Here is a 23,091-nt window from a genome sequence, read left to right as displayed (position 1 = left end):
CTGACCGTCGCGAAGCTGCGCCCATTCGGCAGGCTGCGGCTCCTTGACCTTGACGATCATGTCGGATTTGTCAAACACATCCTTGGCGGATGCAACGATCTTGGCGCCAGCGGCACGGTAGGCGTCATCCTCAGCGCCAATTCCGGAACCAGCCTTGGTTTCGATGATCACCTCATGGCCATGGGCCACATATTCCCGGACCGATCCGGGGGTGAGCCCGACACGATATTCATGGTTTTTGATTTCCTTCGGGCAACCGACACGCATCCTCGCGTTCCTCTCCTTTGTGGCTTTCGCCATTGCTGTTGGACACCATAAGGGATCAGAAACAGCGCCGTATGTCCTTGCAAAGACGATGAGGCTCGCGATAATCTTCCGTGAGTTATTGCGCAAATATTCAGAAAATTCGTAGGATATTCGAATGTCGATGATGGATGCAATTGATGCTGCGATCCTGCGGATCCTTCAGCAAAATGGTCGGATCGCCAATGCCGAACTCGCCGAGCGTGTGGGCTTGTCCGCGTCAGCCTGTTCCCGCCGCGTCGACATCCTTGAAAAATCGGGCGTGATCAGCGGCTATCACGCCCGCCTGTCGCACAAGGCGCTCGATTACCGGATCATGGTGATCGTCCATATCTCGCTGTCTGGCCAATTCGCGAAGACGCTGACGGATTTCGAGGCGGCGGTCAAACTCTGCCCCAACGTGCTGGTCTGCTACCTGATGTCAGGTGAGTACGATTATATCCTGCGCGTCGCCGCCAAGGATCTCGAGGACTACGAGCGTATTCATCGCGACTGGCTGTCGGCCTTGCCGCATGTGGTGAAGATCAATTCCAGCTTTTCGCTGCGGGAGGTGATCGACCGGCCGAATGTCGGCGTCTGAAAAACCGCTCCCTAGAGATTGCCGACCACGCAGTTTCGCCCCTTGCGCTTGGCGTCATAGAGCCGTGCGTCCGCCTTGGAGAGCAGATCCATCGCCGTTGCGCCGTCCACCGGCGTCGATGCGATACCGATGCTGACGGTCACCGTCGAATGGTCGGCGGTCATCACCTCGCTCATCACGCGCAGGCGCAGATCCTCGGCGCGCGCCACGGCGTTTGCGTGATCGAGCCCCTCGCATAGAACAACGAATTCCTCGCCGCCATAGCGAAACAGCCGATCGTCTTGCCGAAGCGCCGACTGGATCGCCGTGGCAATCGATTTCAACACATGGTCACCCTCGATATGCCCGAACCGTTCATTGATGCTCTTGAAATGATCCGCATCGATCATCATCAGGCTGGCCGGGCTTCCGGACGCCGCAGCATCGCGGATCACTCGCGGCGCCTCGAATTCGAAACGGCTGCGGTCGAGCACGCCGGTCAGCATGTCCCGTCCCGATTTCGACAGCAGATCCTCGTAGCGCTCGCGAAACGTCAGGGTGTTGAAGATGTCGCCGATCGGCTGCCGGGAACCGGACAGAATCGAATGGTTGCAGCAATGCAGATAGGCTCCGAGGACGGTGGAATAGAAAACCGCCGCTCCCATCTTGGCGATCCAGCCGCCCCAGAAAACATCCATCGGCACCCCGTTCACGGCATGGAGTGCGAGGAAGAACCCGGCCTGATCGAAGGTCAGCACCACGACGCCACACACCAGGAAACGCAGCATAAGGGATTTGCGCATCCAGCGGCCGATCCGCTCGTAGAGCAGAATAATGATGAGTGAATCCAGATAGAGCAGCAGCGTGCCCCAGAGCATCAGCCAGCCCATTTCATCGATAAAGGCGAAATCGGCAGATCGCTCGGGCGCGATCATGACGGTCTGGTGCATCCGAAGGATGAAGCCAAGCCCGAGCGTCAGAAAATTGCCCACCAGCAGACCGTAGATCGGCTGACGCACCGTCGCCGCATCCTCCTTCACATAGAGAAGCAGGATCATCATCAGCTTGCCGGAAAACAGCACCGCCGATCCGGGCGAGATGACACCGAACGGAAGCTGCACGTAGAAGACAGCAGCCAGATAGGTTTCGATGAAATGCATGACGCCAAGCGCTGCGATGAATACGCCGATGCCCAGCCGATGGCGCAGGTGCAGCAGCGTCACCATGATCACGACATAGACAAGACCTTCGCAAAGAAAAAGGACGACATTGGTCATCGGCGGTCGTTCATCCGGATGGTTTCCCGGCTTCTACAACCTGGAAATTCAAGGAAAAGTTTACGATCTACAGCCATGGAGGCTCAATGCGCTTTGAACCCAACTACCCTCAATTCGTGGGAGTATCCATGGCGAATGTTAGCGATGCGGGATAATCGATTTTAAGCGGAAAAGCCGGACGTAACGTTACACCTGCCTGGAAACAGCCTCATCGGAAAAGAGCGACGGACCATGCTGATCGATGATCTGGCGCCCCTTGCGCAACGTCGCATCGATCACGTCCTGTTCGGAGCTGAAGAGATCGGCGCGGATGAAGGTGCGCACGCGCGTCACACCATCCGCTTCCTTTTCCACCGAACCGGCGAGCCGGAACTGGGCGCCCTCTCGCTGCGGCGTGGCGCGGATCAGGCAATCCGCATAGGATTCCGTCTTGCCGCCGCCGGACGCATTCGCGTCCTCTTTGGAGCCACCTGAAAAACCGAACAATTTTGACAAAAACGAAGCCATGCGGAAGACTTACCACGGCATGCCTGCCTGTCAAAGATTAAGTTTTGGCAAGATGTCTCGTGTATCTTGAACCCCGGAAACGGAATGCAGCAGCCTTGAAGCGATCATGACAGCAGATTTTGAAGCGATCGCCTCGACCCGGGATATCGACGACTGGCTCGCAAGCCGCGAAGCGGCCTTTTCCGATATCCGTCCCGGCCTCGCCAAGGAAATCGTCTGGGCGGACCCGGCCGCGAAAAACCGGACGCCGCTTGCCATCATCTATATCCACGGCTTTTCCGCCTCGAAAGGCGAGGTCCGGCCCCTGCCCGACCAGATCGCCGGGACGCTCGGCGCCAATCTCTTCTATACCCGTCTCGCCGGACATGCCCGCAACGCCGACGCCATGGCACAGGCGACCGTCGAGGATTGGCAGAACGACATGGTGGAAGCGCTGGCGATCGGTGCCCGGCTCGGAGAACGGACCTTGATCATCGCCACGTCGACCGGCGCGTCGCTCGCCACATGGGCGCTCGCTCAACCGGCCCTTTCCGGACATGTCGCCGGTGTCGTCTTTCTCGCACCGAATTACCGCATCAAGGGACGCGGCGCGTTCCTGCTCACCGCACCGCTTGCCGCGATGAGCGCCCGCCTCATCCTCGGTCCGCGTCGTTCGTTCATACCGCGAAACGATTTGCACGCGGCCTACTGGACCACGAACTATCCGGTTGGTGCGCTGTTGCCGATGGCGCGCCTCGTCAGGATCGTCAGTGCCTTGCCGTTCGAAAAGATCACCACGCCGGCACTCTTCCTGCATTCGCCGCGCGATCAGGTGATCGATCCGAACCGCACGCGGGTCGTTACGGAACGCTGGGGCGGCCCGGCGACCCTGCTTGATCCCGGCGATATCGGCGATCCCCATGGCCATGTCATTGCCGGCGACGCCCTGTCGCCGCAAACGACAGAACTCCTCGTCGCGGTCATCCTGAACTGGTTCAGGAAAGTCGATCAACGAGCAGAAATAATTTGATAAAACCACATCATGTCAAATGACGAGATTGGCGAGTATCTCGTTGTCGGTGATGTCCTGATAGCGCAGGCCGGCAGTATCGAAAGCGGTTTTCAAGCGGGCAAAATTCTCAGGCTTCTTGGTTTCGATACCGATCAGGATCGAGCCGAAATTGCGGGCTGACTTCTTCAGATATTCGAAGCGGGCAATGTCGTCTTCCTCACCCAGCATGCCGAGGAAGTCCTTGAGTGCACCCGGCCGCTGCGCCATGCGCAGGATGAAGTATTTCTTCAGGCCCGCATGCCGCATGGCCCGCTCCTTCACATCCGGCAGGCGCTCGAAATCGAAATTGCCCCCCGAAACAACGGCAACGACGGTCTTGCCCTCGATCCGTTCGCAGCCAAGCGTTTCCAGCGCGGTGATCGACAGCGCCCCTGCCGGCTCGAGCACGACGCCCTCGACATTCAGCATATCGGTGATCGTCACGCAGATGGCGTTCTCGGCCAGAAGCAGCACCTGATCGATCGAGAAACCACGGAGCGCCGCGAAATTCAGGTCGCCGATCCGCCCGACCGCCGCCCCGTCGACAAAATTATCGACCTGGTCGAGCGTTACGACCGAACCGGTTTCCAGGCTGCGCCGCAGGCTTGGAGCCCCTTCGGGTTCGCAGAAGATGAAGGCTTCGGGCGGCATTACGTCCCGGAGATAGCCTGTCATTCCGGCCGAAAGCCCGCCCCCGCCGACGGGCATGATGACGAGGTCGGGAATGGTGCCTTCCGGTAGCTGCTCCATGATCTCGGCCGCGACCGTCGCCTGCCCCTCGATGATATCCGCATGGTCGAACGGCGGCACCATGACACCGTCGATGCGATCGACATGCTCGCGCGCGGCTTGATAGCACTGGTCGAAAAAGTCTCCGACCAGCTTGATGCTGATGAATTCGCCGCCGAACATCCGCGTCTTGTCGATCTTCTGCTGCGGCGTCGTCACCGGCATGAACACCACGCCCGGCACGCCGAAATGCCGGCAGACGAAGGCAAAACCCTGTGCGTGATTGCCGGCCGAGGCGCAGACGAACGTTTTTCCCGTTCCGCCTGCCGCGATCACCTTGCGGAAGAAGTTGAACGCACCGCGAATCTTGTAGGAGCGCACCGGCGAGAGATCCTCGCGCTTCAGGTAAATCGTCGCGCCATAGCGCGCGCTCAGATGCTCGTTAAGCTGCAGCGGCGTTGCCGGAAACAGCGCCCGCAGAACCTCGACAGCGTGATCAACGTCCGGCTTCATGGAATACGGTCTTTCGTTCGGGTTCCGTTGCCCTGCCTATGCCACAACGCTTTTGCCGAGACCATCGATATTCTTCAAGAGTATTGCAGTCCGCTTGACACCGTCAGGCAAATCCCGAAAATCCGCCACCAAGGTTCGGGCCCGGGAGGAAAGAATGCGTACCGTCAAGAAATCGAGCGCTTCGGCCTGTGCCGCGTGCGCGTCGGTGCTCATGATGCTTTTCGGGACACCCGTGGAGGCCGGACCGCTGGCGCAAGCGGCTGCCAAGGCCGAGGCGATGGCAGCAGCCGGCGACACGGTTGGCGCCCACAATCTCCTGCGCTCCGCCACCAGCGAATTTTCCGCCAGACTGCCCTTCGCGATCGCCAAGGCGGTCTTCGTCAAGGCAAGCCCTGAAGGCTATGCGCGTTACGATTTGCGTGAAGGCTCTTCCTTCAAGCCGGGGGAAAAGCTCATCTCCTATATCGAGCCGATCGGGCTGAGCTGGAAACCCGCCCACACCGGGGCCAAGAAGCAGTCGCACTTCTCCGTCGATATGGACATTCTCAGCATCACCGGCGAACAGTTGGCAAGCCAGAAGGCGATCGGCGAATATACTTTCGCCAGCCTGATCCCCAATCAGGAGATCTACGCCACGCTGACGACCGATGTCAGCGGCGGCGCGGCCGGCGATTATATCCTGCGGTTCCACTTCAACGATCTGAACAACGGTAAATCGACCAGTGTCGATCAGAAGTTCACGATCTCCGGGCCAGCCGCCCAGCCTTAAGCTTGCGCTGCGGCCTTCGCTGCCGCGATCGCCTCGATCATCGCTTTCACATCCGCTTCCGCCGCATCGAGCAGATCCTCGTCGCGGGCACGAATGACGAGGTCGGTCGAAAACGACTTGCCGTCGAATTTCGGATAGGAGCCGATGCTGGTCAGCGGATGCGCCTTCTGCACCTCACCGAGTGGTCCACCGATATCGCCCTCGCCGAAGGGCGAGCGGACAGTGCGCGATTTGACCGTCGTACCGGTTTCCAGTTGCGGCAACAGCACGTCGAGCATGGCCTGGAAGACCTGCGGCACGCCGGCCATCACATGGACATTGCCGATGCTGAAGCCCGGCGCCGTCGAAACTGCGTTCGGAATATGCCGCGCACCGTTCGGCATGCGCGCCATGCGCCGGCGCGCCTCGGTGAATTCCATGCCGCGCCGCTCATACATGGCGGCAAGCAGTTGCATCGCATCGGGGTCGTGAATGCATTCCACACCGAAAGCGCGGGAAACCGCGTCGGCGGTGATGTCGTCATGGGTCGGTCCGATCCCGCCGGAGGTAAAGACATAGTCATAAGCGCCCCTGAGCGCATTGAGCGCCGCGACGATCGCCGGCTCGTCGTCGGCGACGATACGAACCTCCTTGAGGTCGATGCCGGCGATCGTCAGCATCTCCGCGAGATGGCCGATATTCTTGTCCTTGGTGCGTCCCGAAAGCAGTTCGTCGCCGATGGCGAGCATGGCGGCGGTGACGATTTTTTCACTGGTCATTGCAAAGTCCTTGGTCCGCGACTGGGATCGTTCAGTCAAAAATCCTGCTGTCTATTATTCTCGAACAGTCTGTTATCCGCTTGCGTTCGGACAGCGCCCTCCAGAACTGGTAAAACGCTCTGCAGAGGCAATCAAGCGACATTGCCGGATCAAGGAGAAGACGATGGCTAAGGTACTGGTGCTTTATTATTCCGCTTACGGACATATCGAAACGATGGCCTATGCCGTGGCCGAAGGTGCCAAGTCAGCAGGCGCTGACGTGACTGTCAAGCGCGTGCCGGAACTCGTTCCGGACGATGTCGCCAAGGCATCGCATTTCAAGGTCGATCAGAAGGCCGAGATCGCCAATCCGAACGAACTGGCCGAATACGACGCGATCATCTTTGGCGCCGGCACCCGTTACGGCACCGTTGCCTCGCAGATGCGCAACTTCGTCGACCAGACCGGCGGTCTGTGGATGAACGGCGCACTGGTCGGCAAGGTCGGCTCGGTCTTCACCTCGTCCGCCACCCAGCACGGCGGCCAGGAGACCACCATCCTCGGCTTCATCCCGACCCTGATGCATCACGGCATGGTCGTTGTCGGCTTGCCCTACGCCTTCCAGGGCCAGATGGGCCTCGAGGAAATCAAGGGCGGCTCGCCTTATGGCGCTTCGACGATCACCGGTGGCGACGGCGCCCGCCAGCCGTCCGAGGTCGAACTCGAAGCTGCCCGCTACCAGGGCGCCCATGTCGCCAAGATCGCTGCCAAGCTCTCCGCGTAAGGCGAGCGGTAGATACCGCGAAAAGACCGAGGGCGACCGCAAGGTCGCCCTTTCTGCTGCCTGCACCTGTGACCGCGCTACGCTGCGACCTGGCGCTGAATTCACAAATCCGCGCGTTTCGTGTTAGGGTGCTTTGCCCGGACGAGAGACAATGAAAATCAGCGACACGCATTCCGGCATCTGGAACGATTGTCACATATCGGCCGTTCCTGTCCGGTCACCGCAAGCCATGACGGCATTTGAATGCGGCGCGCTTTCAGGGAGCAGGAAATGACCAAAGTGGTGTATGCAATCGTTCAGCATGATGGCGGATGGGCCTATAAGCTCGCCGATGTGTTTTCCGAGACATTTCCAACTCGGGAGATGGCGCTGGCTGCGGCAAAGGGGGCGGCAGCCGAACAGCAGGTCGGCGGCGACGACGAGGAAATCAGCTTTCAGGATCAGAACGGCCACTGGCATTTCGAACACGCCGATGGCGGCGACCGCCCCGAGGCGGTCGTCGATGACCATTGAAGCGACCGCGACGGCAACCCTTTTTGCATTCCAACGATAACTGCTTAAAAATGCAGTGCCCCTCTCCGGCGCCGAAGAGGGGCAAATTTGTTTGGTGATGAAAAATGCCGAGTTTCCCTCCCTCGGCCCGTCGATTTAGGCCGGCTTCACCGGCAAGATCAATCGAAACCCTTTGTTAACCTTCATGCGTAGGGTTAACCGCCGCGTGTCGTCTTCTTGAACAGTCTGGATTTCAGGAAACGGATTCCAGCAGCCCAGCCTGGCGAAACCATTCGTCAACGCTTGCCTGCACGGCTGCCTTGGCTTCGTCCAGCGTATCGGCGGACTGGAAGTCGTAGCGGACCGTGCCGTTGCAGCCGGAGACCATCCATTTCCAGCTCCGCTGGCCATCATGCTGCAGAACATAAGCGAGTTGGTTCTGACCCAGCATGCCGATGTAGGAACGGTTTCGGATCGCCTTCCACGTCAATGGGACTTCTTGCAGCACTGCACCCGGCCTTCCTGTTTCATGCTCAAAATATAAGGCCGTCGTCCTCGACGCATAACCCTGTCGTTTGAGGGGTTTTTGCAAAACCGCGATCTTGACCAACGATCGGTAAATCGCCGGACAGCTTTCTGTTTTCCAAAACGGGCACTTGACGTGAACGCGCGAGTGTCTGAAAGGAAAAGAACGCGGACGTGGCGAAACTGGTAGACGCAAGGGACTTAAAATCCCTCGGAGAGATCCGTACGGGTTCGACCCCCGTCGTCCGCACCACGTCCCGAACCGTCGGACGCCGCGTTCAACCGGAGCTTTGCATATGTCACTTCCCGAAAAAGCATTTCCCGTATCCTGGGACCAGTTCCACCGCGACGCACGTGCGTTGGCATGGCGGCTTGCCGATAATGGCGGCACCTGGAAGGCGATCGTCTGCATCACCCGCGGCGGTCTTGTTCCAGCTGCCATCGTCTGTCGCGAGTTGAACATTCGCTTGATCGAAACGGTCTGTGTCGCCTCGTATCATGACTATGATTCGCAGGGTGAAATGTACGTACTGAAGGGCATTTCCGAGGAGTTGAAGATCGATGGTGGCGAAGGTGTCCTGATCATCGACGACCTGACCGACACCGGCCGGACAGCTGCAGTGGTGCGGGCCATGCTGCCAAAGGCGCATTTCGCTGCCGTCTACGCCAAGCCGAAGGGCCGGCCGCAGGTCGATACCTTCGTCACGGAAGTCAGCCAGGACACCTGGATCTACTTCCCCTGGGACATGGGCTTTACCTATCAGGAGCCGATCGCCAAGGGCGCGCGCGGCTGATCGCACATTGCCGCTGTCTCCGTGTTACAGCGGTCGCGGATTGTTGATGAGACGTCCCGAATATGGTCTGGTTTTCAACGTCCTGTGCCTGATAGATTGAACCATCTTCGCAGCGCTGTCGCTGCGGCGACAAGAACCCGAGGGCGAGTTCGATTGCGCGCCGCTGAAACGGGTCGCAATTGGGGTTTGATGATGGTGCCAAGGATTTTTGCCTCGACCCTCGTGAGCGTCTGGCTATTTCAGGCCGGTCCAGCCTTGGCACGCGATGTCCATGTGGCGCCGGTCATCGCCTATATCGCGGCCAATGTCCGCGGCTGGATTGACGATCCTATCATCATCGAGGGGATCAACGACCAGAACGAGCGTCATGCTCACCTCGCATCCGCCGATATCGAGACCATGGACGCGAATTGGAAAACTGAATTTTCCAGTAACACCCGACCGCTGATCGATTCGGTCATGAACAGCCCGCTGTCGAAATTCCTCAAGGAAAAGCAGGCGGCGTCCGGCGGGGTCATCACCGAAATCCTCGTCATCGACGCCAAGGGCCTGAGCATCGGCGAAAGCGAAATCAGTTCCGACTACTGGCAGGGCGACGAGTTGAAATGGCAGAAGACCTATCTGGCCGGCCCCGGTGTCCTCTTCATCGACCGATCGGAAAAAGACGAATCGACCCAGATGCTGCAATCCCAGGCCAGCATGACCATTACCGACCCGAAAACCGGCCAGCCGATCGGTGCCATCACCGTCGGCATCAATCTCGACGCGCTATAGCGGCTCAGCAATACCCCCCAAACTATGTCCATGCACAATATATCCACCGTCGATCCTGGTGATAGGCGAACGATGTCAAGGACATGATCGATCACATCGAAAATACTGCAACATAAAAATGATTGAAATCTAAAATCCAGGCCGACGACAAAGGCGATAGAGTATGCGCCTGTCAATTTTACCCGTTCCGCCAAAAAATGCTTTTGAAACCTACTGTCCGTAGGCATCGTTCGAATTGAGCCGCAAGATATCGGCGATTTAGCCGCGCAACGGCACAGATCACCCCGTGTCAACCGTTGCGGTCACCGCGCTGAAATCGAACGCGAATCACAGTTATCCACGACCCACATTCGGAATGGCTTGGCTATGGTGGAAGCTCGCGAGGGTTAATTCTCTACTGTTTTTCACCCGCAATATTTCACTTTTTCCACATGCCCTTGCGGCACGCCCTGAGGCCTCGCGAGCAAGCATCTGATTTTACTCAATTTGCGCGATGTCCCCGTTTTCCACAGGTGACACACACAACATCTGGTGTTCACAAATACGGTACAAACCAGCCCTTGACGGAATCGGGTCCGATGCCGTTAATGGATTTCACGTTGCGGCGGCGGCGGGACCGGAAAGTTACGAGGCCGGTTCATTTCAGAGAAAATCGTCTGAGTATCAGGCGGCCCTGGTGGATGATCCGCCGGTCGCGACGGTTATTTTTTGTGATCTTCCCGGACGCCAAACACGTCACAAAAAGCTGGCGTAAAGAAGCTGTTGATACTATATTTAGTGTTTGCAGCGAAAATCAGCACAAGATACAGGGTAACCCAAGATGGGTTTCCCACGAGATCGGAAACTGGAACTGGCTGCGCGACCTCCCGTGCGGCCGGACGGGAACAATTGTGCCTTGAGCCTCCCTTGGTTCGGGCATGCGGCAAACAAAGGACAGGGACAGATGCAGATCGAACGTCGTTTCACCAAGGCAGGCCAGTCGGCCTATGCCGAGATTGAGTTCCGCAAGGCCATCAGCGAGATCAAGAATCCCGATGGCTCGATCGTGTTCCGCCTTGCCGATATCGACGTGCCCGCGCAGTTCAGCCAGGTTGCCGCCGACATCCTTGCCCAGAAGTATTTCCGCAAGGCTGGCGTTCCCGCACGCCTGAAGAAGGTTGAGGAAAATTCCGTTCCCTCCTGGCTGTGGCGCTCAGAGGCGGACCTTGCCGCCATGAAGGATCTCCCGAAGGAAAAACAGTACGGCTCCGAGACGGACGCCCGCCAGGTTTTCGATCGCCTGGCCGGCACCTGGACCTATTGGGGCTGGAAGGGCAACTACTTCAAGTCGGAAGAAGACGCCCTCGCCTTCCGCGACGAACTCGCCTACATGCTCGCCACCCAGCGCGTCGCCCCGAATAGCCCACAATGGTTCAACACCGGCCTGCACTGGGCCTATGGCATCGACGGCCCCGGCCAGGGCCATTTCTACGTCGACCCCTTCACCGGCAAGCTGGTCAAGTCGAAGTCGTCCTATGAACATCCGCAGCCGCACGCCTGCTTCATCCAGTCCGTCGGCGACGATCTCGTCAACGAAGGCGGCATCATGGACCTGTGGGTGCGCGAGGCGCGCCTGTTCAAATATGGTTCCGGCACCGGCTCCAACTTCTCCTATCTGCGCGGCGAAGGCGAGAAGCTCTCGGGCGGCGGCAAGTCGTCCGGCCTGATGTCCTTCCTGAAAATCGGTGACCGCGCTGCCGGCGCCATCAAGTCTGGCGGCACCACGCGGCGTGCAGCCAAGATGGTCGTCGTCGATATCGATCATCCGGATATCGAGGCCTACATCAACTGGAAGGTCAAGGAAGAGCAGAAGGTAGCGGCCCTCGTCACCGGCTCGAAGATCGTCGCCAAACACCTGACCGCGATCATGAAGGCCTGCGTCAACTGCACGGCCGACAACGATGCCTGCTACGACCCCAAGCAGAACCCTGCCCTAAAGCGCGAAATCAAGGCCGCCAAGCAGAGCCAGGTTCCGGAAAACTACGTCAAGCGCGTCATCCAGTTCGCCAAGCAGGGCTACAAGGACATCGAGTTCAAGACCTATGACACAGACTGGGATTCGGAAGCCTATCTCACCGTCTCGGGCCAGAACTCCAACAACTCCGTCTCGCTGAAGGACGACTTCCTTCGCGCTGTCGAGGCTGATGGCAACTGGAACCTCACGGCCCGCAAGGACGGCAAGGTCATGAAAACGCTGAAGGCCCGCGACCTCTGGGAACAGATTTCCCACGCCGCCTGGGCCTCGGCTGATCCGGGCCTGCATTTCAACACGACCATGAACGACTGGCACACCTCGCCGGCCGCAGGCTCCATCCGTGCATCCAATCCGTGCTCGGAATACATGTTCCTCGACGACACGGCCTGCAACCTTGCCTCGCTGAACCTGCTTCAGTTCAAGGATGCCGCCACCAAGAACATCGACATCGCCGATTACGAACATGCCGTGCGCCTGTGGACGCTGGTTCTCGAAATTTCGGTGATGATGGCGCAGTTCCCGTCCAGGGAAATTGCCGAGCGCTCCTATGAATACCGCACGCTCGGCCTCGGCTATGCCAATATCGGCGGCCTTTTGATGTCCTCCGGCATCCCCTACGATTCGACCGAAGGCCGCGCCATCGCCGGTGCGCTGACCGCCATCATGACCGGTGTCTCCTATGCGACCTCGGCCGAAATCGCCGCCAAGCTTGGTCCGTTCCCGGGCTTCAAGCCGAACCGTGAATCGATGCTGCGCGTCATCCGCAACCATCGCCGCGCCGCCCATGGCGAAACGCAAGGCTATGAAAACCTGTCGGTCAACCCGGTGGCCCTGATCCATGGCGAATGCCCGGATCAGGACCTGATCGTCCATGCGACAGCCGCCTGGGACAAGGCGCTGGAACTCGGTGAAAAGCACGGCTACCGCAATGCCCAGGTTTCCGTCATTGCCCCGACCGGCACGATCGGTCTGGTCATGGATTGCGACACGACCGGCATCGAGCCCGATTTCGCGCTCGTAAAATTCAAGAAGCTCGCCGGCGGCGGCTACTTCAAGATCATCAACCGTGCCGTTCCGGAAGCCCTTCGCACGCTCGGCTATTCGGAAAGCCAGATCGCCGAGATCGAGGCCTATGCCGTTGGCCATGGCAACATCAACCAGGCACCGGCCGTCAACGCCGGCTCGCTTCGTGCCAAGGGCTTCACCGACGACAAGATCGAAGCGATCAACGGCGCCACCAAGGCCGCCTTCGACATCAAGTTCGTCTTCAACCAGTGGACGCTCGGCCTCGATTTCCTGAAAGAGACCCTCAAGGTCTCCGACGAGCAACTCGCCGACATGAGCTTCAACCTGCTGGAGCATATCGGCTTCTCGAAGAAGGACATTGAAGCCGCCAACGTGCATGTCTGCGGCGCGATGACGCTGGAAGGCGCACCGTTCCTGAAGGCCGAGCACCTGCCCGTCTTCGATTGCGCCAACCCCTGCGGCAAGATCGGCAAGCGTTACCTGTCGGTCGAAAGCCATATCCGCATGATGGCGGCTGCCCAGCCGTTCATTTCCGGTGCCATTTCCAAGACCATCAACATGCCGAACGAGGCGACGGTCGAGGATTGCAAGGCCGCCTACATGCTCTCCTGGAAGCTGGCGCTGAAGGCCAATGCGCTTTATCGCGATGGTTCAAAACTCTCCCAGCCGCTCAACGCCTCGCTGATCGAGGACGATGAAGACGAGGATGCGATGGAGGATTTCCTGGCAGCGCCCGCCGCCGCCCAGGCCGTCACCATCACCGAAAAGATCGTCGAGCGCGTCGTCGAAAAGCTGGTGCGCGACCGCGAAAAACTGCCGAACCGCCGCCAGGGGTATACCCAGAAGGCCGTCGTCGGCGGACACAAGGTCTATCTGCGCACCGGCGAATTCGGCGATGGCCGCCTTGGCGAGATCTTCATCGACATGCACAAGGAAGGTGCGGCCTTCCGTGCGATGATGAACAATTTTGCCATCGCCATCTCGCTCGGCCTGCAATACGGCGTGCCGCTGGAAGAGTATGTGGAGGCCTTCACCTTCACCAAGTTCGAGCCGGCTGGCATGGTGCAGGGCAATGACGCGATCAAGAATGCCACGTCGATCCTCGACTACGTGTTCCGCGAACTTGCCGTCTCCTACCTCAACCGCCACGACCTGGCGCATGTCGATACGTCCGACTTCTCCAACACGGCGCTCGGCAAGGGCATCCAGGAAGGCAAGACCAACCTGCTCTCCACCGGCTGGACCCGCGGCCACAAGCCGACGCTGATCCAGGGCGGCCAGATCGACCGCACTTCCGGTGACCCGAAGGGTGCGGCAACCGCTGCCCCGGCAAAGGCCTCCGGTGGCGCCAATGTGACGTCGTTCTCCGGCCCCTCCTTCTCGGGCAGTGCCGCCCGCAAGCTCGAAACGGTCGCTGCCGTCTCGACCTCGGAAATCGTCGCCTTCAAGCGCGACTACGAGGAACGCGCCGCCGAACTGGTCGAGGAAGTCGCCGACGACGCCAGCACCGAACCGGACGTCACCGCCCTGTTCTCCGACAAGGCCGCCGCCGAAGCCGCCGCCGCCAAGGCCGACGCCAAGAAACTCGAAGCCGAACGCCGCATCCGCTCGATCGCTCAAGGGTACACGGGCAACATGTGCTCCGAGTGCCAGAATTTTACGATGGTGCGGAATGGGACATGTGAAAAGTGCGACACGTGCGGTGCGACGAGCGGGTGCAGCTGAGATTGGGTAAGTAATTGAACATTGCGGCGGTTCGGGAGCAATTCCGAACCGCATTTTTTTGAGCAGTTGAGTCACGAAAGGAAGCATCAATGAACGATGTCCAGTTTCCGACTTCAGCAGCTATGCCGATCGAAGAGTTTCTTTTTGTCCCCGACGAAATTCTGGCTATTTACCAGGAGGCTGTAGATACGATTTCTGTCAGCCCCCGAGCGTCCGCCCTTTTATCTCGTTGTTGCGCCGAAGTCGTGCTTGCAAGGATGGGATACAAGGGCAATCTACTCAATGCGGTCACGGCGGCATCAGTCGAAACCAAACCTTATAAGGCCCTCTCCGCTACCTTAAGACAAACTCTTCTTGTTCTAAGATATATCGGAAATGCTGCGGCTCATCCGCACTCAGGTGGTCCCTCTGAAATCGAATTTGAAGATGCAGAGTGGTGTCTTGAAATAGTAGGTAAGCTCTTCCGAGAATATTATGAAGAACCGGAATTCGCGCAAATGAAGATATCGAGATACACGGGACAGCTTTTTGCAGCCGGAATAAAGAAACTACCCGTGTAAACATGGCTGCGCACGACGTTAAGTTGGGTCAACTAAAATTGGGTTCTGCCTATCTCCCCCTTGGTGGGGGAGAAAGCAATTTCTAACATTTAGCTTCAGCTAAGGGTTAGAAATTGCAGAGAGGGCGTAGGCAGGGACGCGTGGACGACTTCCAGAAAAGGAACAATCCCCTCACCAACAAAATCTAACACTTAGCCTGCGGCTAAATGTTGATTTTATATCCTCTCCCACAAGGGGAGAGGTACAGCGTCCTCATTCGCCGCAATTCCTGAGCTCAGACAATATCGTCAGACAAACACCGTCCAGATTCTTCACGACGTCCTCGTTCCAGAAACGCAGGATGCGAAATCCTTCGTTCCGAAACAGTGCATCCCGCACTCGATCGCCTACACTCTCCGCGTGCTGGAATCCATCCACCTCGATGATCAGCTTGGCTTCAAAGCATACAAAATCGAGGATGTAACCGTTGAGCGGAACCTGCCGTTTGAATTTGAACCCTTCAAGCTGGCGATTGCGCAACACCTGCCAGAGCAGGTTCTCGGCCAGTGTGGAATCGGCTCGCATATTGCGAGCCCGGCTGCGATTGATCGGCGGCGGCGTATGGCGCATGGCGGGGTCCGGTTGTCTCACGAGTGTAGCAAAGATCCCCTCACCTGCAATTTCTAACATTTAGCTGAAGCTAGATGTTGAACTGCTTCCTCTCCCACGAAGGGAGAGGTAAACCGGAGCCAGCTCCCTGCCAAAACCGGGGATCAGATTGACCTGAGAACGCGCGGCATCTTTACCTCTCCCCCAGTGGGAGAGGACACAAAATCAACATCTTAGCCAAAGGCTAAGTGCTGGATTTTGTTGGTGAGGGGATCTTGGCCACACGAGAAAATCCCCGCCGTTAAAATCCACCCTATGATTCCCTTCGTCCCGCCACGGATACACTGCCAGCCGTGGCAGCGAGGCGGGGCCGGCGCCGGGTTTGGGGAAAGGACGGAAGTCCTCAAATTCGGGGTTCGCGCGAAATTTCCCCTCCGCAGGCTGTTGCTGCTGCGGGCGTGCGATGCACAGAGGGTCCACTGCATGTCGCCAGAAAGTGTATAGCGGTTTCTGGACAACGACATGCACATGAGCGGGCCGTAGCGGAAAAAGTGCCTGGGCAAAAACCGCCGAACGGGGCGCTGAGAGGTGTCACTTTTTACTCTTCAAACGAGGCAGCTTTCAGCGCCCGTCCCCTGTTCTTTGACAAACCACGGGCGAACCTGCCGCGTGAACGCACAGTCGCGCCCGAATGGAAACGCGCTCAGACGGCCGGCGGACGCTGGTCGTTGATCTCGATCCAGTAGAGATCCGGGTCCTGCACATAGACCTGCCGAAAGCCGAGGCGATGCACGCCGATCTTGCCGGGATTGCCGGGCCAGTCGGTGAAGGGGATGCCGCGTTCGGTGAGATGGGCGACGAAGGCGTCGAAATCGGCGGTGGAGACCGCCACATGCGTGTCCTTGGTGACATGCGTCGCGCCGAAATCGCCTTCTATCAGATGAATGGCGTCGCCGCCGCCGATATCCAGCCATTGCACGCTGCGGCTCCCCTCCCGCGCGATCGGCGCAAAGCCCATCACGTCGCGGTAGAAGGCGACACTGCGCTCGACATCGCGCACCAGCAGTGCATAGTGATCAAGACCAAACCTGAAGCCCATGATGTCCTCCCCCTGACGTCCGGCTCTGTCAATGATGGCGCATGCCCTCACCGACCGGAAAATGGATCAGCCAGCGCCGCGTCCGGACGGCTGATCGGGTATTTGGTTGCCGAAATGCTGGCGGCGAGCCGCTTTGCCCCTTGCGCCTTCAACAATGCCCGAAAACTCGGATGCATGCCACCGTCGGAATAGGCGGTCATCGCGGAACTGGACTGGATCGACGATGTCAGCGCCGTATCGAGCTTGCGCTCCTCCGCCTCGACCTGCGCCATCGCCTGCGGTTCGAGCTGCGTGCCGATCGCCGGGCATGCCGCCAGCGGATCGGTCGGCTCGCCGCCGTCGAATTCGCGGTTGAAGACATAACGGCCGCCGCAGACCGAAACCTTCGGCTGGCGATGCGTCAGTTCGAAAGCATCGTGGCCTTCCTTCAGCGTCCGCCAGAACGACATGTTCGGATCGCCACGATGCTCGGCCATGTTCTCGGCCGTCATGCGGAACGGAAAAGCCTGGACCTGGAAACGGTCCTGGCCGCTCGAAAGAGCCTTGGCGACAACAGCATAGATTTCGCCGACCCCCTGGTCGGTCATGGCATAGCAGCCCGACGACGAACAGGCGCCATGCACCATCAGCGCTTCGCCGGTATAGCCGAGCGCCGATTCCAGCTTGTTGGGATAGCCGAGGTTGAAGGAGACGTAGAACTGCGAGTTCGGGTTCAGCATGCCCGACGAGACATGGTAGAACCCTTCGGGCGCATGCCGGTCGCCGATCTTCGTCTTCGGCCCCAGTTCACCCGACCAGCGGCAGATCGGATAGGTCTTGAGCAGCGCATATTGCCCGGACTTGTTGACCTTCCAGATTTCGAGCTCGCTCTCCTGCTTGAAGATGCGCACCAGCACCGGGCTCTCCGGCTTCATGCCCTTCTTCGACATTTCGGCGATCATCTTGCCCGAAAGCTTCGGCGGCGCTTCCGACAGGTCGTCCAGCCCCATGCAGCCCGACAGCGCCACGCCGACGGCAAGCACGGCCACTGCGCGCGCCAGAATGCGGCGGGCCGACAGGATGCGCATCGCGGCGCGGTCGAGAGGAAAGAGTGAAGCCATCAAAGCGTCTATCGCGTGAAATCGTGCCAAAGTTTTGTCAAACGGTTCAAATTGGAACAATAAACCGGCTGCCAACACAGAATCGACGATCGCGGTTAGCAGCCGGTTAATGACCGACGCCCGTCCAGACCAGATCCGGCCTGCGCGAGCCTTACTGCCGCACCACGATCCGCGCCTTGGCCGGCACCCGCTGATAGAGATCGATGACATCCTGGTTCATCAGCCGCACGCAGCCGGACGACACCGCCTTGCCGATCGACTGCCATTCCGGATTGCCGTGCAGCCGGTAGAGCGTATCCTCGCCGTTCTGGAAGATATAGAGGGCGCGGGCGCCGAGCGGGTTTTTCAGGCCCGGCTCCATGCCGCCATTCTTGATCGAATATCTGGCTAGGCTCGGCTGGCGCGCCACCATTTCGTTCGGCGGCTTCCAGCGCGGCCAGGCCTGGCGCCAGTGAATGACGCCGTCGCCCTGCCAGGAAAAACCCTCGCGGCCGAGGCCGACGCCATAGCGCATTGCCGTACCGCCGGGCTCGACGACGTAAAGGAACCGCGCCGGCGTATCGACGACCACGGTGCCGGGCGCCTCGCCCGTCGGGTCGATGACGCGCTGCCGGTAGAACTTCGGATCGACCTTCTGGTATGGGATCGGCGGGATCAGGAAGCCTCCATCCTCGACCAGTCCGTACATTACCTGCAATTCGGCATCGGACGGCGGCCCGACCGGTCGGCTGATCCGCACCGGTGTCGGCGTCGGGCGCTTCTGCATCGATGTGCTGCATCCGGCAAGCGTACCTGCCGCAAGCAGAGCGAAAAAGCCGCGGCGGGATAAACTGTGGTCAATCGTCATACGTTCTGGCAATCCGCGTTAGAATATCAATCGCCTCTCCACGAACAGAGCGGCTGCAATGTCCACTTGAAGCCAAACGGAATGTCAGCCGCGCCCGTCCCCGGGAATCGGAAGCGTGCTAGTCTTATGACGGGAATTGCAACGGTTTCCAACGTCTCCCCGGCCACAGTCGTCACGATCGCGGTCACCATATCGTGAAGGAACCGTGTGAAATGAGCGCAGGCCGCAAGATACCGTTTCTATGTGGTGACGAGGCCGATGGCTTCGGCGACCATCAGCGTGTCGACGAATTCAGTGATATCGTCGATCTTTCCATCCTTGACGGTGAAAACGTCGATATATTCCGTTTCCAGGTCCTTGCCCGTCGGATTGTGGCGGATCACCCCGGACCGATGAGCAATGACCGTATCGCCATCCACATAGAGCCGTTTTGTCGTCATCCTGCTCATGTCCCAGTGGTCGATCAGCGCCCCGACGGCGACCTCCAGGTCCGCCGGTCCGGAAATGCGCGGGGCAGCCGCGGCCATCCTGCCGCTGCCGATCATGCAGAAGGTGATATCGGGTCCGGCAAGGGACATCACGCCGCCCTTGTCGTTCCTCCGCGCGCTTCATAGAAACTGTTGACGATGCCCTCGAGTGTTTTCCTGTCTGTCATGCGCCCCTCCCTCCGGTTGCAGGAAGTTTGCCCGTATTTAAGGAATACCGCAAGTGCCACGGTTGCAGATTGCCGCCACAACATCGGTCAGATTGTTGGTTCCGCGCCGGTGCGCACCTCGATAAGATTTGACTTAAATACCGGCGCCGGATTTCACCATCGGGAAATTTCGGCGAGATAAAACAAGGCGATCGCTATTTTCAAAGGAGTGCCCTTCAAGGGTAGATCGCCATGACCCTGGTCGTTACCATGTCAGCCAATACGGCGGCGTATGCGGCACAAGCCGTAAAGCCTTCCGCACGCGTGAGTGGCGACGGTCCTTCCGAAGAAGCGATTACGTTGCTTGCCGCCCGTCCAAAGGACGAGGCAGCCAATATCCACGCCTCCGTTGCCGCCCTGCGCAGCCCGACGTCCCTGATGCTGATGCTGATGAATTCGCGGGAACGCCTGCCCCAGGGCACGCCCTACGAGGCTGTTCGCCGCTACCGGGAATTCGAATTGGACGAGCCGGAAGCAGCCGACGACGAGGAAGAAGCGGGTATCGAGGATGGCGGGGCCGAGGCGCTCGATTTTCCCGATTGGGTGGCTCGCGTCCCGTCGAGAGATCGCGATTGAGCGACTGAACGGCAGCATCACGGATGCCGCCGCTCCCTTGCATTCAATGCCACATCGTTCAGTTGTGAGACATCTTGCCGGCAGCATTGCCGACGGGCAGCATGAGTTCGACCTTGCCGGCCTTCTCGAATGTGAGTGTCACGGGAATAGTGTCGCCTTCGACAAACGGCTTCATCACATCCATGAACATCAGGTGCAGCCCGCCGTTCTTGAGTTCGACCGTCTGCCCGGCCGGGACGGCGATGCCGCCCTCCAGCTTGCGCATCTTCATCACGTCGTTCTGCATGGTCATCTCATGCAACTCGACGCGCCCCGCAGCCGGGCTTTCGACGGACAGGAGGATGTCATCCTCGCTGCCCTCGTTCTTGACCGTAAAACCACCGCCGCCAACCTTGGCACCCGGCAGCATGGCCTTGATCGAACCACCGGAAATCTCGAGCGAACCGGCCGTCACCGGGGCATCTTCCATTCCCGACATCCCGGCCATGGCCGCCATGTCGTGATGGTCATGACCGCCCGCCTCGGCTGGTGTCACGGTGATCGTCGGCGCCGGATGTTCCAGCGAGTGCGGGCTCTGGCCCTCATTTGCGACCTGATCCCAGACCACCTTGTCGGAGGCGCCGCAAAGCTGGGTGACGGGAAAGGCGAGTTGCGTTTCCTTCCCGAAACCCGAAACCTTCCCGGTGATCACGAATGTGTCATAATAGTCGTCCGAAAGTTCTCCGCTTTTCCAGCGGATTTCCAGTGGGCCGGAAGTAACCGTCTTGCCGTGATTGTCGTAGCTCTTCTGATAATCGCCCTTGATGATCTCGATCTCCCAGCCGGCCTTTGGCTGCGGCTTGGCAAAAACGAATCCTTCCGGCAGTTTCACCTGAACCTCGTTGGTCGCCTTGCCGTCGCAGCCATGCGGGATCTGCAGGATCGCCTTGAAATTGGTCTCGGATGTGACCGTGTCCTGCTCGAAGGACGCGTGCGCACAGGCTGCCGCCGTACCGGCGAGCGAGAAAGCAAGGGCGAGAAATGTGGTCTTGGTCGGTGTCATGGATCATCTCCGAACCGGTTCCCCATGTTCGGGAAGGCCGGCCAAATGCCGCGTTTCGCGGCGAAAGGTCTGAAAAACGTGGAAGTCGCCGGGATGGCGGGGATCAGGCCACGACAGGCGGCGCACGCGATTGCGGCAGCGCATGCGGATGCTCGACCAGAACAGCTGTAAAATCGGGTCTCGCCGCAATCTCGAAAATGCGTCGAATGACGAGATAAACCTCATCCGGTGTCGACGGCAGGAGAATGGCAGATGCCAGCCGGCAATAGTCGCAGACCGGCGCCACGCCATCCTTGGACGGCCCATGCCGTGCGCCATCGACGCCTTCCGTGCCGAAGCAGATGTCACCGATCGATCCGTCCGGCAGCACATATTGTGACGCGATGTCCGGCGCGATCTGCCGGGCAATGACGGGCTGATGGGCAAACGACAGGAGCAACAATGCCAGCGCCGAAAGCACCCGCACCGCCATCCCCATCTGTTGCCCGGCTCTCGCCATCCGTGATCTCCGTATCAAGGATTGCGTTACCTGCTTGTCACTAAAAAAGCAAAGGACCAGATGTCGCAAGCTCACGTCTGAAACCAGCCACGACAGAAATCTGTTCGGGCGCGACATTTTGCGCTTGCCAATACGCCGGGATCGCCGTTATCTGAGATCGATCTTGTTGGGAGAATCCGGTTTCGACCGGTGCCGAAGGAGCAACCGCCCCGGAAACTCTCAGGCCCATGGACCAGCAAGGTGCCGGTAGGACTCTGGAGAGAAGCATTTCCGCTCGCCGAAGGGATAACAATCTCAGGCAAAGGGACAGAGGGGGCTCGAGGAAACGGCGCACGAGATGCGCCGTGGAAATGAGCCGGCGCGCAGCGCCAGACCTGGAGGCCGGATTTGGACGATCATTCCCCTTTGAAACAGACGCCGCTACACGCGCTGCATCTGTCGCTTGGCGCCCGCATGGTGCCGTTTGCCGGCTACGACATGCCGGTGCAATATCCAGCCGGTGTCATGAAGGAACACCTGCATACTCGTTCAGCCGCCGGGTTGTTCGATGTTTCCCATATGGGCCAGATCATCGTGAAGCCGAAGTCCGGTCGTATCGAGGATGCGGCGCTGGCGCTCGAGACGCTGGTGCCCGTCGATGTGCTCGGCCTCGGCGAAGGCCGTCAGCGCTACGGGCTCTTCACCAACGAATCGGGTGGCGTTCTCGATGACCTGATGATCGCCAATCGCGGCGATCATCTCTTCCTCGTCGTCAATGCCTCCTGCAAGGACACCGATTTCGCGCATCTGCGGAAGCATCTGGGCGAGACCTGTGACCTGGCGCTGCTCGAAGACCGGGCGTTGATCGCACTGCAGGGGCCGCAGGCGGTCACCGTGCTGGCCGAACTCTGGGCCGATATCGCCACCATGCGTTTCATGGACGTGGTCGAAGCTGAGCTACATGATGTACCCTGCATCATCTCGCGCTCGGGCTATACCGGCGAGGACGGGTTTGAAATCTCCATTCCGGCCGCCTCCGCGGAAGACGTGACCCGCCGGATCCTCGAACATCCCGATGTCATGCCGATCGGTCTTGGCGCGCGCGACTCTTTGCGTCTCGAAGCCGGCCTGTGTCTCTACGGAAACGACATCGATACCACAACGACGCCCGTGGAGGCCGCCCTCGAATGGGCGATGCAAAAGGCCCGCCGAACCGGCGGCAGCCGTGAGGGCGGTTTCCCCGGCGCAGACATCATCCTGCGCCAGCTTGCCGACAAAGCCAGCCGCCGTCGCGTCGGCCTGAAGCCCGAGGGCAAGGCGCCGGTGCGCGCCGGTGCTGCCCTGTTTGCCGACGCCGAGGGCAGGATGCCGATCGGCACGGTCACTTCCGGCGGCTTCGGCCCCAGCGCCGATCATCCCGTCGCCATGGGCTATGTCGATATCGCCCATACCGCCAACGGCACCCAGGTTTTCGCGGAGGTACGTGGCAAATACCTGCCGATGACCGTCACCGCCCTACCCTTCATCACACCGACCTACAAACGCTGAT

General features: G+C 59.4%; 23 protein-coding genes, 1 tRNA gene, 1 pseudogene and 1 riboswitch. Of the genes and pseudogenes, 12 read left to right on the top strand and 13 right to left on the bottom strand.

Features of this window, described 5'->3' with window-relative positions; all coding sequences use genetic code 11:
* Positions 1 to 267, bottom strand: a pseudogene (locus tag VL202_RS09100) (alanine dehydrogenase); the annotation flags it as partial.
* Between the two features lie 154 nt (positions 268 to 421).
* Between VL202_RS09100 and VL202_RS09095 the strand changes: the two are divergent.
* The gene (locus VL202_RS09095) at positions 422 to 883 is read left to right on the top strand and encodes an Lrp/AsnC family transcriptional regulator (RefSeq protein ID WP_325463806.1); all 462 of its coding nucleotides are present in this window, start codon (positions 422 to 424) and stop codon (positions 881 to 883) included.
* Between the two features lie 11 nt (positions 884 to 894).
* On the opposite strand, the gene VL202_RS09090 is transcribed toward VL202_RS09095, so the two are convergent.
* A complete protein-coding gene (locus VL202_RS09090; RefSeq protein ID WP_325463805.1) occupies positions 895 to 2,139 on the bottom strand; it encodes a GGDEF domain-containing protein in 1,245 nt (414 codons plus the stop codon).
* A gap of 186 nt (positions 2,140 to 2,325) precedes the next feature.
* A complete protein-coding gene (locus VL202_RS09085) occupies positions 2,326 to 2,646 on the bottom strand; it encodes an HlyU family transcriptional regulator (protein ID WP_325463804.1) in 321 nt (106 codons plus the stop codon).
* Positions 2,647 to 2,752: 106 nt separating this feature from the next.
* Here VL202_RS09085 and VL202_RS09080 point away from each other — a divergent pair, with 106 nt between their 5' ends.
* Positions 2,753 to 3,655 carry an alpha/beta hydrolase gene (locus VL202_RS09080; RefSeq protein ID WP_325463803.1) on the top strand — a complete coding sequence of 301 codons (903 nt, stop codon included), beginning with the start codon at positions 2,753 to 2,755 and terminating at the stop codon, positions 3,653 to 3,655.
* Between the two features lie 15 nt (positions 3,656 to 3,670).
* Here VL202_RS09080 and ilvA read toward each other — a convergent pair whose 3' ends face one another.
* On the bottom strand, positions 3,671 to 4,918 hold the full coding sequence (gene ilvA / locus VL202_RS09075) for a threonine ammonia-lyase (RefSeq protein WP_325463802.1): 1,248 nt from the start codon (positions 4,916 to 4,918) through the stop codon (positions 3,671 to 3,673).
* A 154-nt stretch (positions 4,919 to 5,072) separates the two neighbouring features.
* Here ilvA and VL202_RS09070 point away from each other — a divergent pair, with 154 nt between their 5' ends.
* Positions 5,073 to 5,687 (top strand): hypothetical protein, encoded by a 615-nt coding sequence (locus VL202_RS09070; RefSeq protein ID WP_325463801.1) that lies wholly within the window; start codon positions 5,073 to 5,075, stop codon positions 5,685 to 5,687.
* Here VL202_RS09070 and VL202_RS09065 read toward each other — a convergent pair.
* Positions 5,684 to 6,445 (bottom strand): competence/damage-inducible protein A, encoded by a 762-nt coding sequence (locus VL202_RS09065; RefSeq protein WP_325463800.1) that lies wholly within the window; start codon positions 6,443 to 6,445, stop codon positions 5,684 to 5,686. The genes VL202_RS09070 and VL202_RS09065 overlap by 4 nt on opposite strands.
* Positions 6,446 to 6,608: 163 nt before the next feature.
* Between VL202_RS09065 and wrbA the strand changes: the two genes are divergently transcribed.
* Both wrbA and VL202_RS09055 read left to right on the top strand, forming a co-directional pair.
* Entirely contained in the window at positions 6,609 to 7,208 is a 600-nt protein-coding gene (gene wrbA / locus VL202_RS09060; RefSeq protein ID WP_325463799.1) for an NAD(P)H:quinone oxidoreductase, read from the top strand.
* Between the two features lie 270 nt (positions 7,209 to 7,478).
* Positions 7,479 to 7,721 carry a DUF2188 domain-containing protein gene (locus VL202_RS09055; RefSeq protein ID WP_325463798.1) on the top strand — a complete coding sequence of 81 codons (243 nt, stop codon included), beginning with the start codon at positions 7,479 to 7,481 and terminating at the stop codon, positions 7,719 to 7,721.
* Positions 7,722 to 7,953: 232 nt separating this feature from the next.
* Here VL202_RS09055 and VL202_RS09050 read toward each other — a convergent pair whose 3' ends face one another.
* Complete coding sequence (locus VL202_RS09050; RefSeq protein ID WP_325463797.1) at positions 7,954 to 8,208, bottom strand: hypothetical protein; 255 nt, start codon at positions 8,206 to 8,208, stop codon at positions 7,954 to 7,956.
* A 185-nt stretch (positions 8,209 to 8,393) separates the two neighbouring features.
* Here VL202_RS09050 and VL202_RS09045 point away from each other — a divergent pair.
* The 5 genes from VL202_RS09045 (at position 8,394) to VL202_RS09025 (ending at position 15,118) form a co-directional block, all read left to right on the top strand.
* Positions 8,394 to 8,478, top strand: a tRNA-Leu gene (locus VL202_RS09045).
* Positions 8,479 to 8,521: 43 nt separating this feature from the next.
* Positions 8,522 to 9,019, top strand: coding sequence for a xanthine phosphoribosyltransferase (gene gpt / locus VL202_RS09040; RefSeq protein ID WP_325463796.1), 498 nt, complete (start codon positions 8,522 to 8,524; stop codon positions 9,017 to 9,019).
* A gap of 255 nt (positions 9,020 to 9,274) precedes the next feature.
* Entirely contained in the window at positions 9,275 to 9,793 is a 519-nt protein-coding gene (locus tag VL202_RS09035) for a hypothetical protein (RefSeq protein WP_325463795.1), read from the top strand.
* Positions 9,794 to 10,736: 943 nt separating this feature from the next.
* On the top strand, positions 10,737 to 14,558 hold the full coding sequence (locus VL202_RS09030; protein ID WP_325463794.1) for a vitamin B12-dependent ribonucleotide reductase: 3,822 nt from the start codon (positions 10,737 to 10,739) through the stop codon (positions 14,556 to 14,558).
* 89 nt (positions 14,559 to 14,647) lie between these two features.
* On the top strand, positions 14,648 to 15,118 hold the full coding sequence (locus VL202_RS09025; RefSeq protein WP_325463793.1) for a DUF4145 domain-containing protein: 471 nt from the start codon (positions 14,648 to 14,650) through the stop codon (positions 15,116 to 15,118).
* 252 nt (positions 15,119 to 15,370) lie between these two features.
* On the opposite strand, the gene VL202_RS09020 is transcribed toward VL202_RS09025, so the two are convergent.
* From VL202_RS09020 to VL202_RS09000, 5 genes are all read right to left on the bottom strand, one after another.
* Positions 15,371 to 15,727 (bottom strand): endonuclease domain-containing protein, encoded by a 357-nt coding sequence (locus VL202_RS09020; protein ID WP_325463792.1) that lies wholly within the window; start codon positions 15,725 to 15,727, stop codon positions 15,371 to 15,373.
* 682 nt (positions 15,728 to 16,409) lie between these two features.
* Positions 16,410 to 16,805 carry a VOC family protein gene (locus VL202_RS09015; protein WP_325463791.1) on the bottom strand — a complete coding sequence of 132 codons (396 nt, stop codon included), beginning with the start codon at positions 16,803 to 16,805 and terminating at the stop codon, positions 16,410 to 16,412.
* A gap of 47 nt (positions 16,806 to 16,852) precedes the next feature.
* Positions 16,853 to 17,872 carry a murein L,D-transpeptidase family protein gene (locus tag VL202_RS09010; protein WP_325463808.1) on the bottom strand — a complete coding sequence of 340 codons (1,020 nt, stop codon included), beginning with the start codon at positions 17,870 to 17,872 and terminating at the stop codon, positions 16,853 to 16,855.
* A gap of 184 nt (positions 17,873 to 18,056) precedes the next feature.
* Positions 18,057 to 18,671: a L,D-transpeptidase gene (locus tag VL202_RS09005; RefSeq protein WP_414692824.1), complete on the bottom strand. Its 615-nt coding sequence runs from the start codon at positions 18,669 to 18,671 to the stop codon at positions 18,057 to 18,059.
* Positions 18,672 to 18,991: 320 nt separating this feature from the next.
* Entirely contained in the window at positions 18,992 to 19,330 is a 339-nt protein-coding gene (locus VL202_RS09000) for a nuclear transport factor 2 family protein (RefSeq protein ID WP_325463789.1), read from the bottom strand.
* Positions 19,331 to 19,638: 308 nt separating this feature from the next.
* On the opposite strand from VL202_RS09000, the gene VL202_RS08995 reads away from it, so the two are divergent.
* Entirely contained in the window at positions 19,639 to 20,022 is a 384-nt protein-coding gene (locus VL202_RS08995; RefSeq protein WP_325463788.1) for a hypothetical protein, read from the top strand.
* A gap of 58 nt (positions 20,023 to 20,080) precedes the next feature.
* Here VL202_RS08995 and VL202_RS08990 read toward each other — a convergent pair whose 3' ends face one another.
* On the bottom strand, positions 20,081 to 21,064 hold the full coding sequence (locus VL202_RS08990; protein WP_325463787.1) for a DUF1775 domain-containing protein: 984 nt from the start codon (positions 21,062 to 21,064) through the stop codon (positions 20,081 to 20,083).
* 103 nt (positions 21,065 to 21,167) lie between these two features.
* Complete coding sequence (locus VL202_RS08985) at positions 21,168 to 21,563, bottom strand: DUF2946 family protein (RefSeq protein WP_325463786.1); 396 nt, start codon at positions 21,561 to 21,563, stop codon at positions 21,168 to 21,170.
* A 157-nt stretch (positions 21,564 to 21,720) separates the two neighbouring features.
* Positions 21,721 to 21,808: riboswitch (glycine riboswitch) on the top strand.
* 142 nt (positions 21,809 to 21,950) lie between these two features.
* Between VL202_RS08985 and gcvT the strand changes: the two genes are divergently transcribed.
* On the top strand, positions 21,951 to 23,090 hold the full coding sequence (gene gcvT, locus VL202_RS08980) for a glycine cleavage system aminomethyltransferase GcvT (RefSeq protein WP_325463785.1): 1,140 nt from the start codon (positions 21,951 to 21,953) through the stop codon (positions 23,088 to 23,090).
* Position 23,091 lies beyond the last annotated feature (1 nt).

It is taken from the genome of Pararhizobium sp. (assembly GCF_035497515.1).
GTDB lineage: Bacteria > Pseudomonadota > Alphaproteobacteria > Rhizobiales > Rhizobiaceae > Pararhizobium.
Note: the sequence above shows the minus strand (reverse complement) of the source record. Positions and strands in the feature narration are given on the sequence as shown.

Bases quoted from the DNA above. Each gene is read 5' to 3' on its own strand.
- gpt (WP_325463796.1), top strand. From the start codon at position 8,522: ATGTCACTTCCCGAAAAAGCATTTCCCGTATCCTGGGACCAGTTCCAC.
- VL202_RS09015 (WP_325463791.1), bottom strand. From the start codon at position 16,805: ATGGGCTTCAGGTTTGGTCTTGATCACTATGCACTGCTGGTGCGCGAT.
- VL202_RS09070 (WP_325463801.1), top strand. From the start codon at position 5,073: ATGCGTACCGTCAAGAAATCGAGCGCTTCGGCCTGTGCCGCGTGCGCG.
- VL202_RS09055 (WP_325463798.1), top strand. From the start codon at position 7,479: ATGACCAAAGTGGTGTATGCAATCGTTCAGCATGATGGCGGATGGGCC.
- VL202_RS09080 (WP_325463803.1), top strand. From the start codon at position 2,753: ATGACAGCAGATTTTGAAGCGATCGCCTCGACCCGGGATATCGACGAC.
- VL202_RS09005 (WP_414692824.1), bottom strand. From the start codon at position 18,671: ATGCAGAAGCGCCCGACGCCGACACCGGTGCGGATCAGCCGACCGGTC.
- VL202_RS09010 (WP_325463808.1), bottom strand. From the start codon at position 17,872: ATGCGCATCCTGTCGGCCCGCCGCATTCTGGCGCGCGCAGTGGCCGTG.
- VL202_RS09025 (WP_325463793.1), top strand. From the start codon at position 14,648: ATGAACGATGTCCAGTTTCCGACTTCAGCAGCTATGCCGATCGAAGAG.
- VL202_RS09065 (WP_325463800.1), bottom strand. From the start codon at position 6,445: ATGACCAGTGAAAAAATCGTCACCGCCGCCATGCTCGCCATCGGCGAC.
- VL202_RS09095 (WP_325463806.1), top strand. From the start codon at position 422: ATGTCGATGATGGATGCAATTGATGCTGCGATCCTGCGGATCCTTCAG.
- VL202_RS08990 (WP_325463787.1), bottom strand. From the start codon at position 21,064: ATGACACCGACCAAGACCACATTTCTCGCCCTTGCTTTCTCGCTCGCC.
- VL202_RS09000 (WP_325463789.1), bottom strand. From the start codon at position 19,330: ATGTCCCTTGCCGGACCCGATATCACCTTCTGCATGATCGGCAGCGGC.
- ilvA (WP_325463802.1), bottom strand. From the start codon at position 4,918: ATGAAGCCGGACGTTGATCACGCTGTCGAGGTTCTGCGGGCGCTGTTT.
- VL202_RS09090 (WP_325463805.1), bottom strand. From the start codon at position 2,139: ATGACCAATGTCGTCCTTTTTCTTTGCGAAGGTCTTGTCTATGTCGTG.
- VL202_RS09020 (WP_325463792.1), bottom strand. From the start codon at position 15,727: ATGCGCCATACGCCGCCGCCGATCAATCGCAGCCGGGCTCGCAATATG.
- VL202_RS09085 (WP_325463804.1), bottom strand. From the start codon at position 2,646: ATGGCTTCGTTTTTGTCAAAATTGTTCGGTTTTTCAGGTGGCTCCAAA.
- wrbA (WP_325463799.1), top strand. From the start codon at position 6,609: ATGGCTAAGGTACTGGTGCTTTATTATTCCGCTTACGGACATATCGAA.
- VL202_RS09030 (WP_325463794.1), top strand. From the start codon at position 10,737: ATGCAGATCGAACGTCGTTTCACCAAGGCAGGCCAGTCGGCCTATGCC.
- VL202_RS08995 (WP_325463788.1), top strand. From the start codon at position 19,639: ATGACCCTGGTCGTTACCATGTCAGCCAATACGGCGGCGTATGCGGCA.
- VL202_RS08985 (WP_325463786.1), bottom strand. From the start codon at position 21,563: ATGGCGAGAGCCGGGCAACAGATGGGGATGGCGGTGCGGGTGCTTTCG.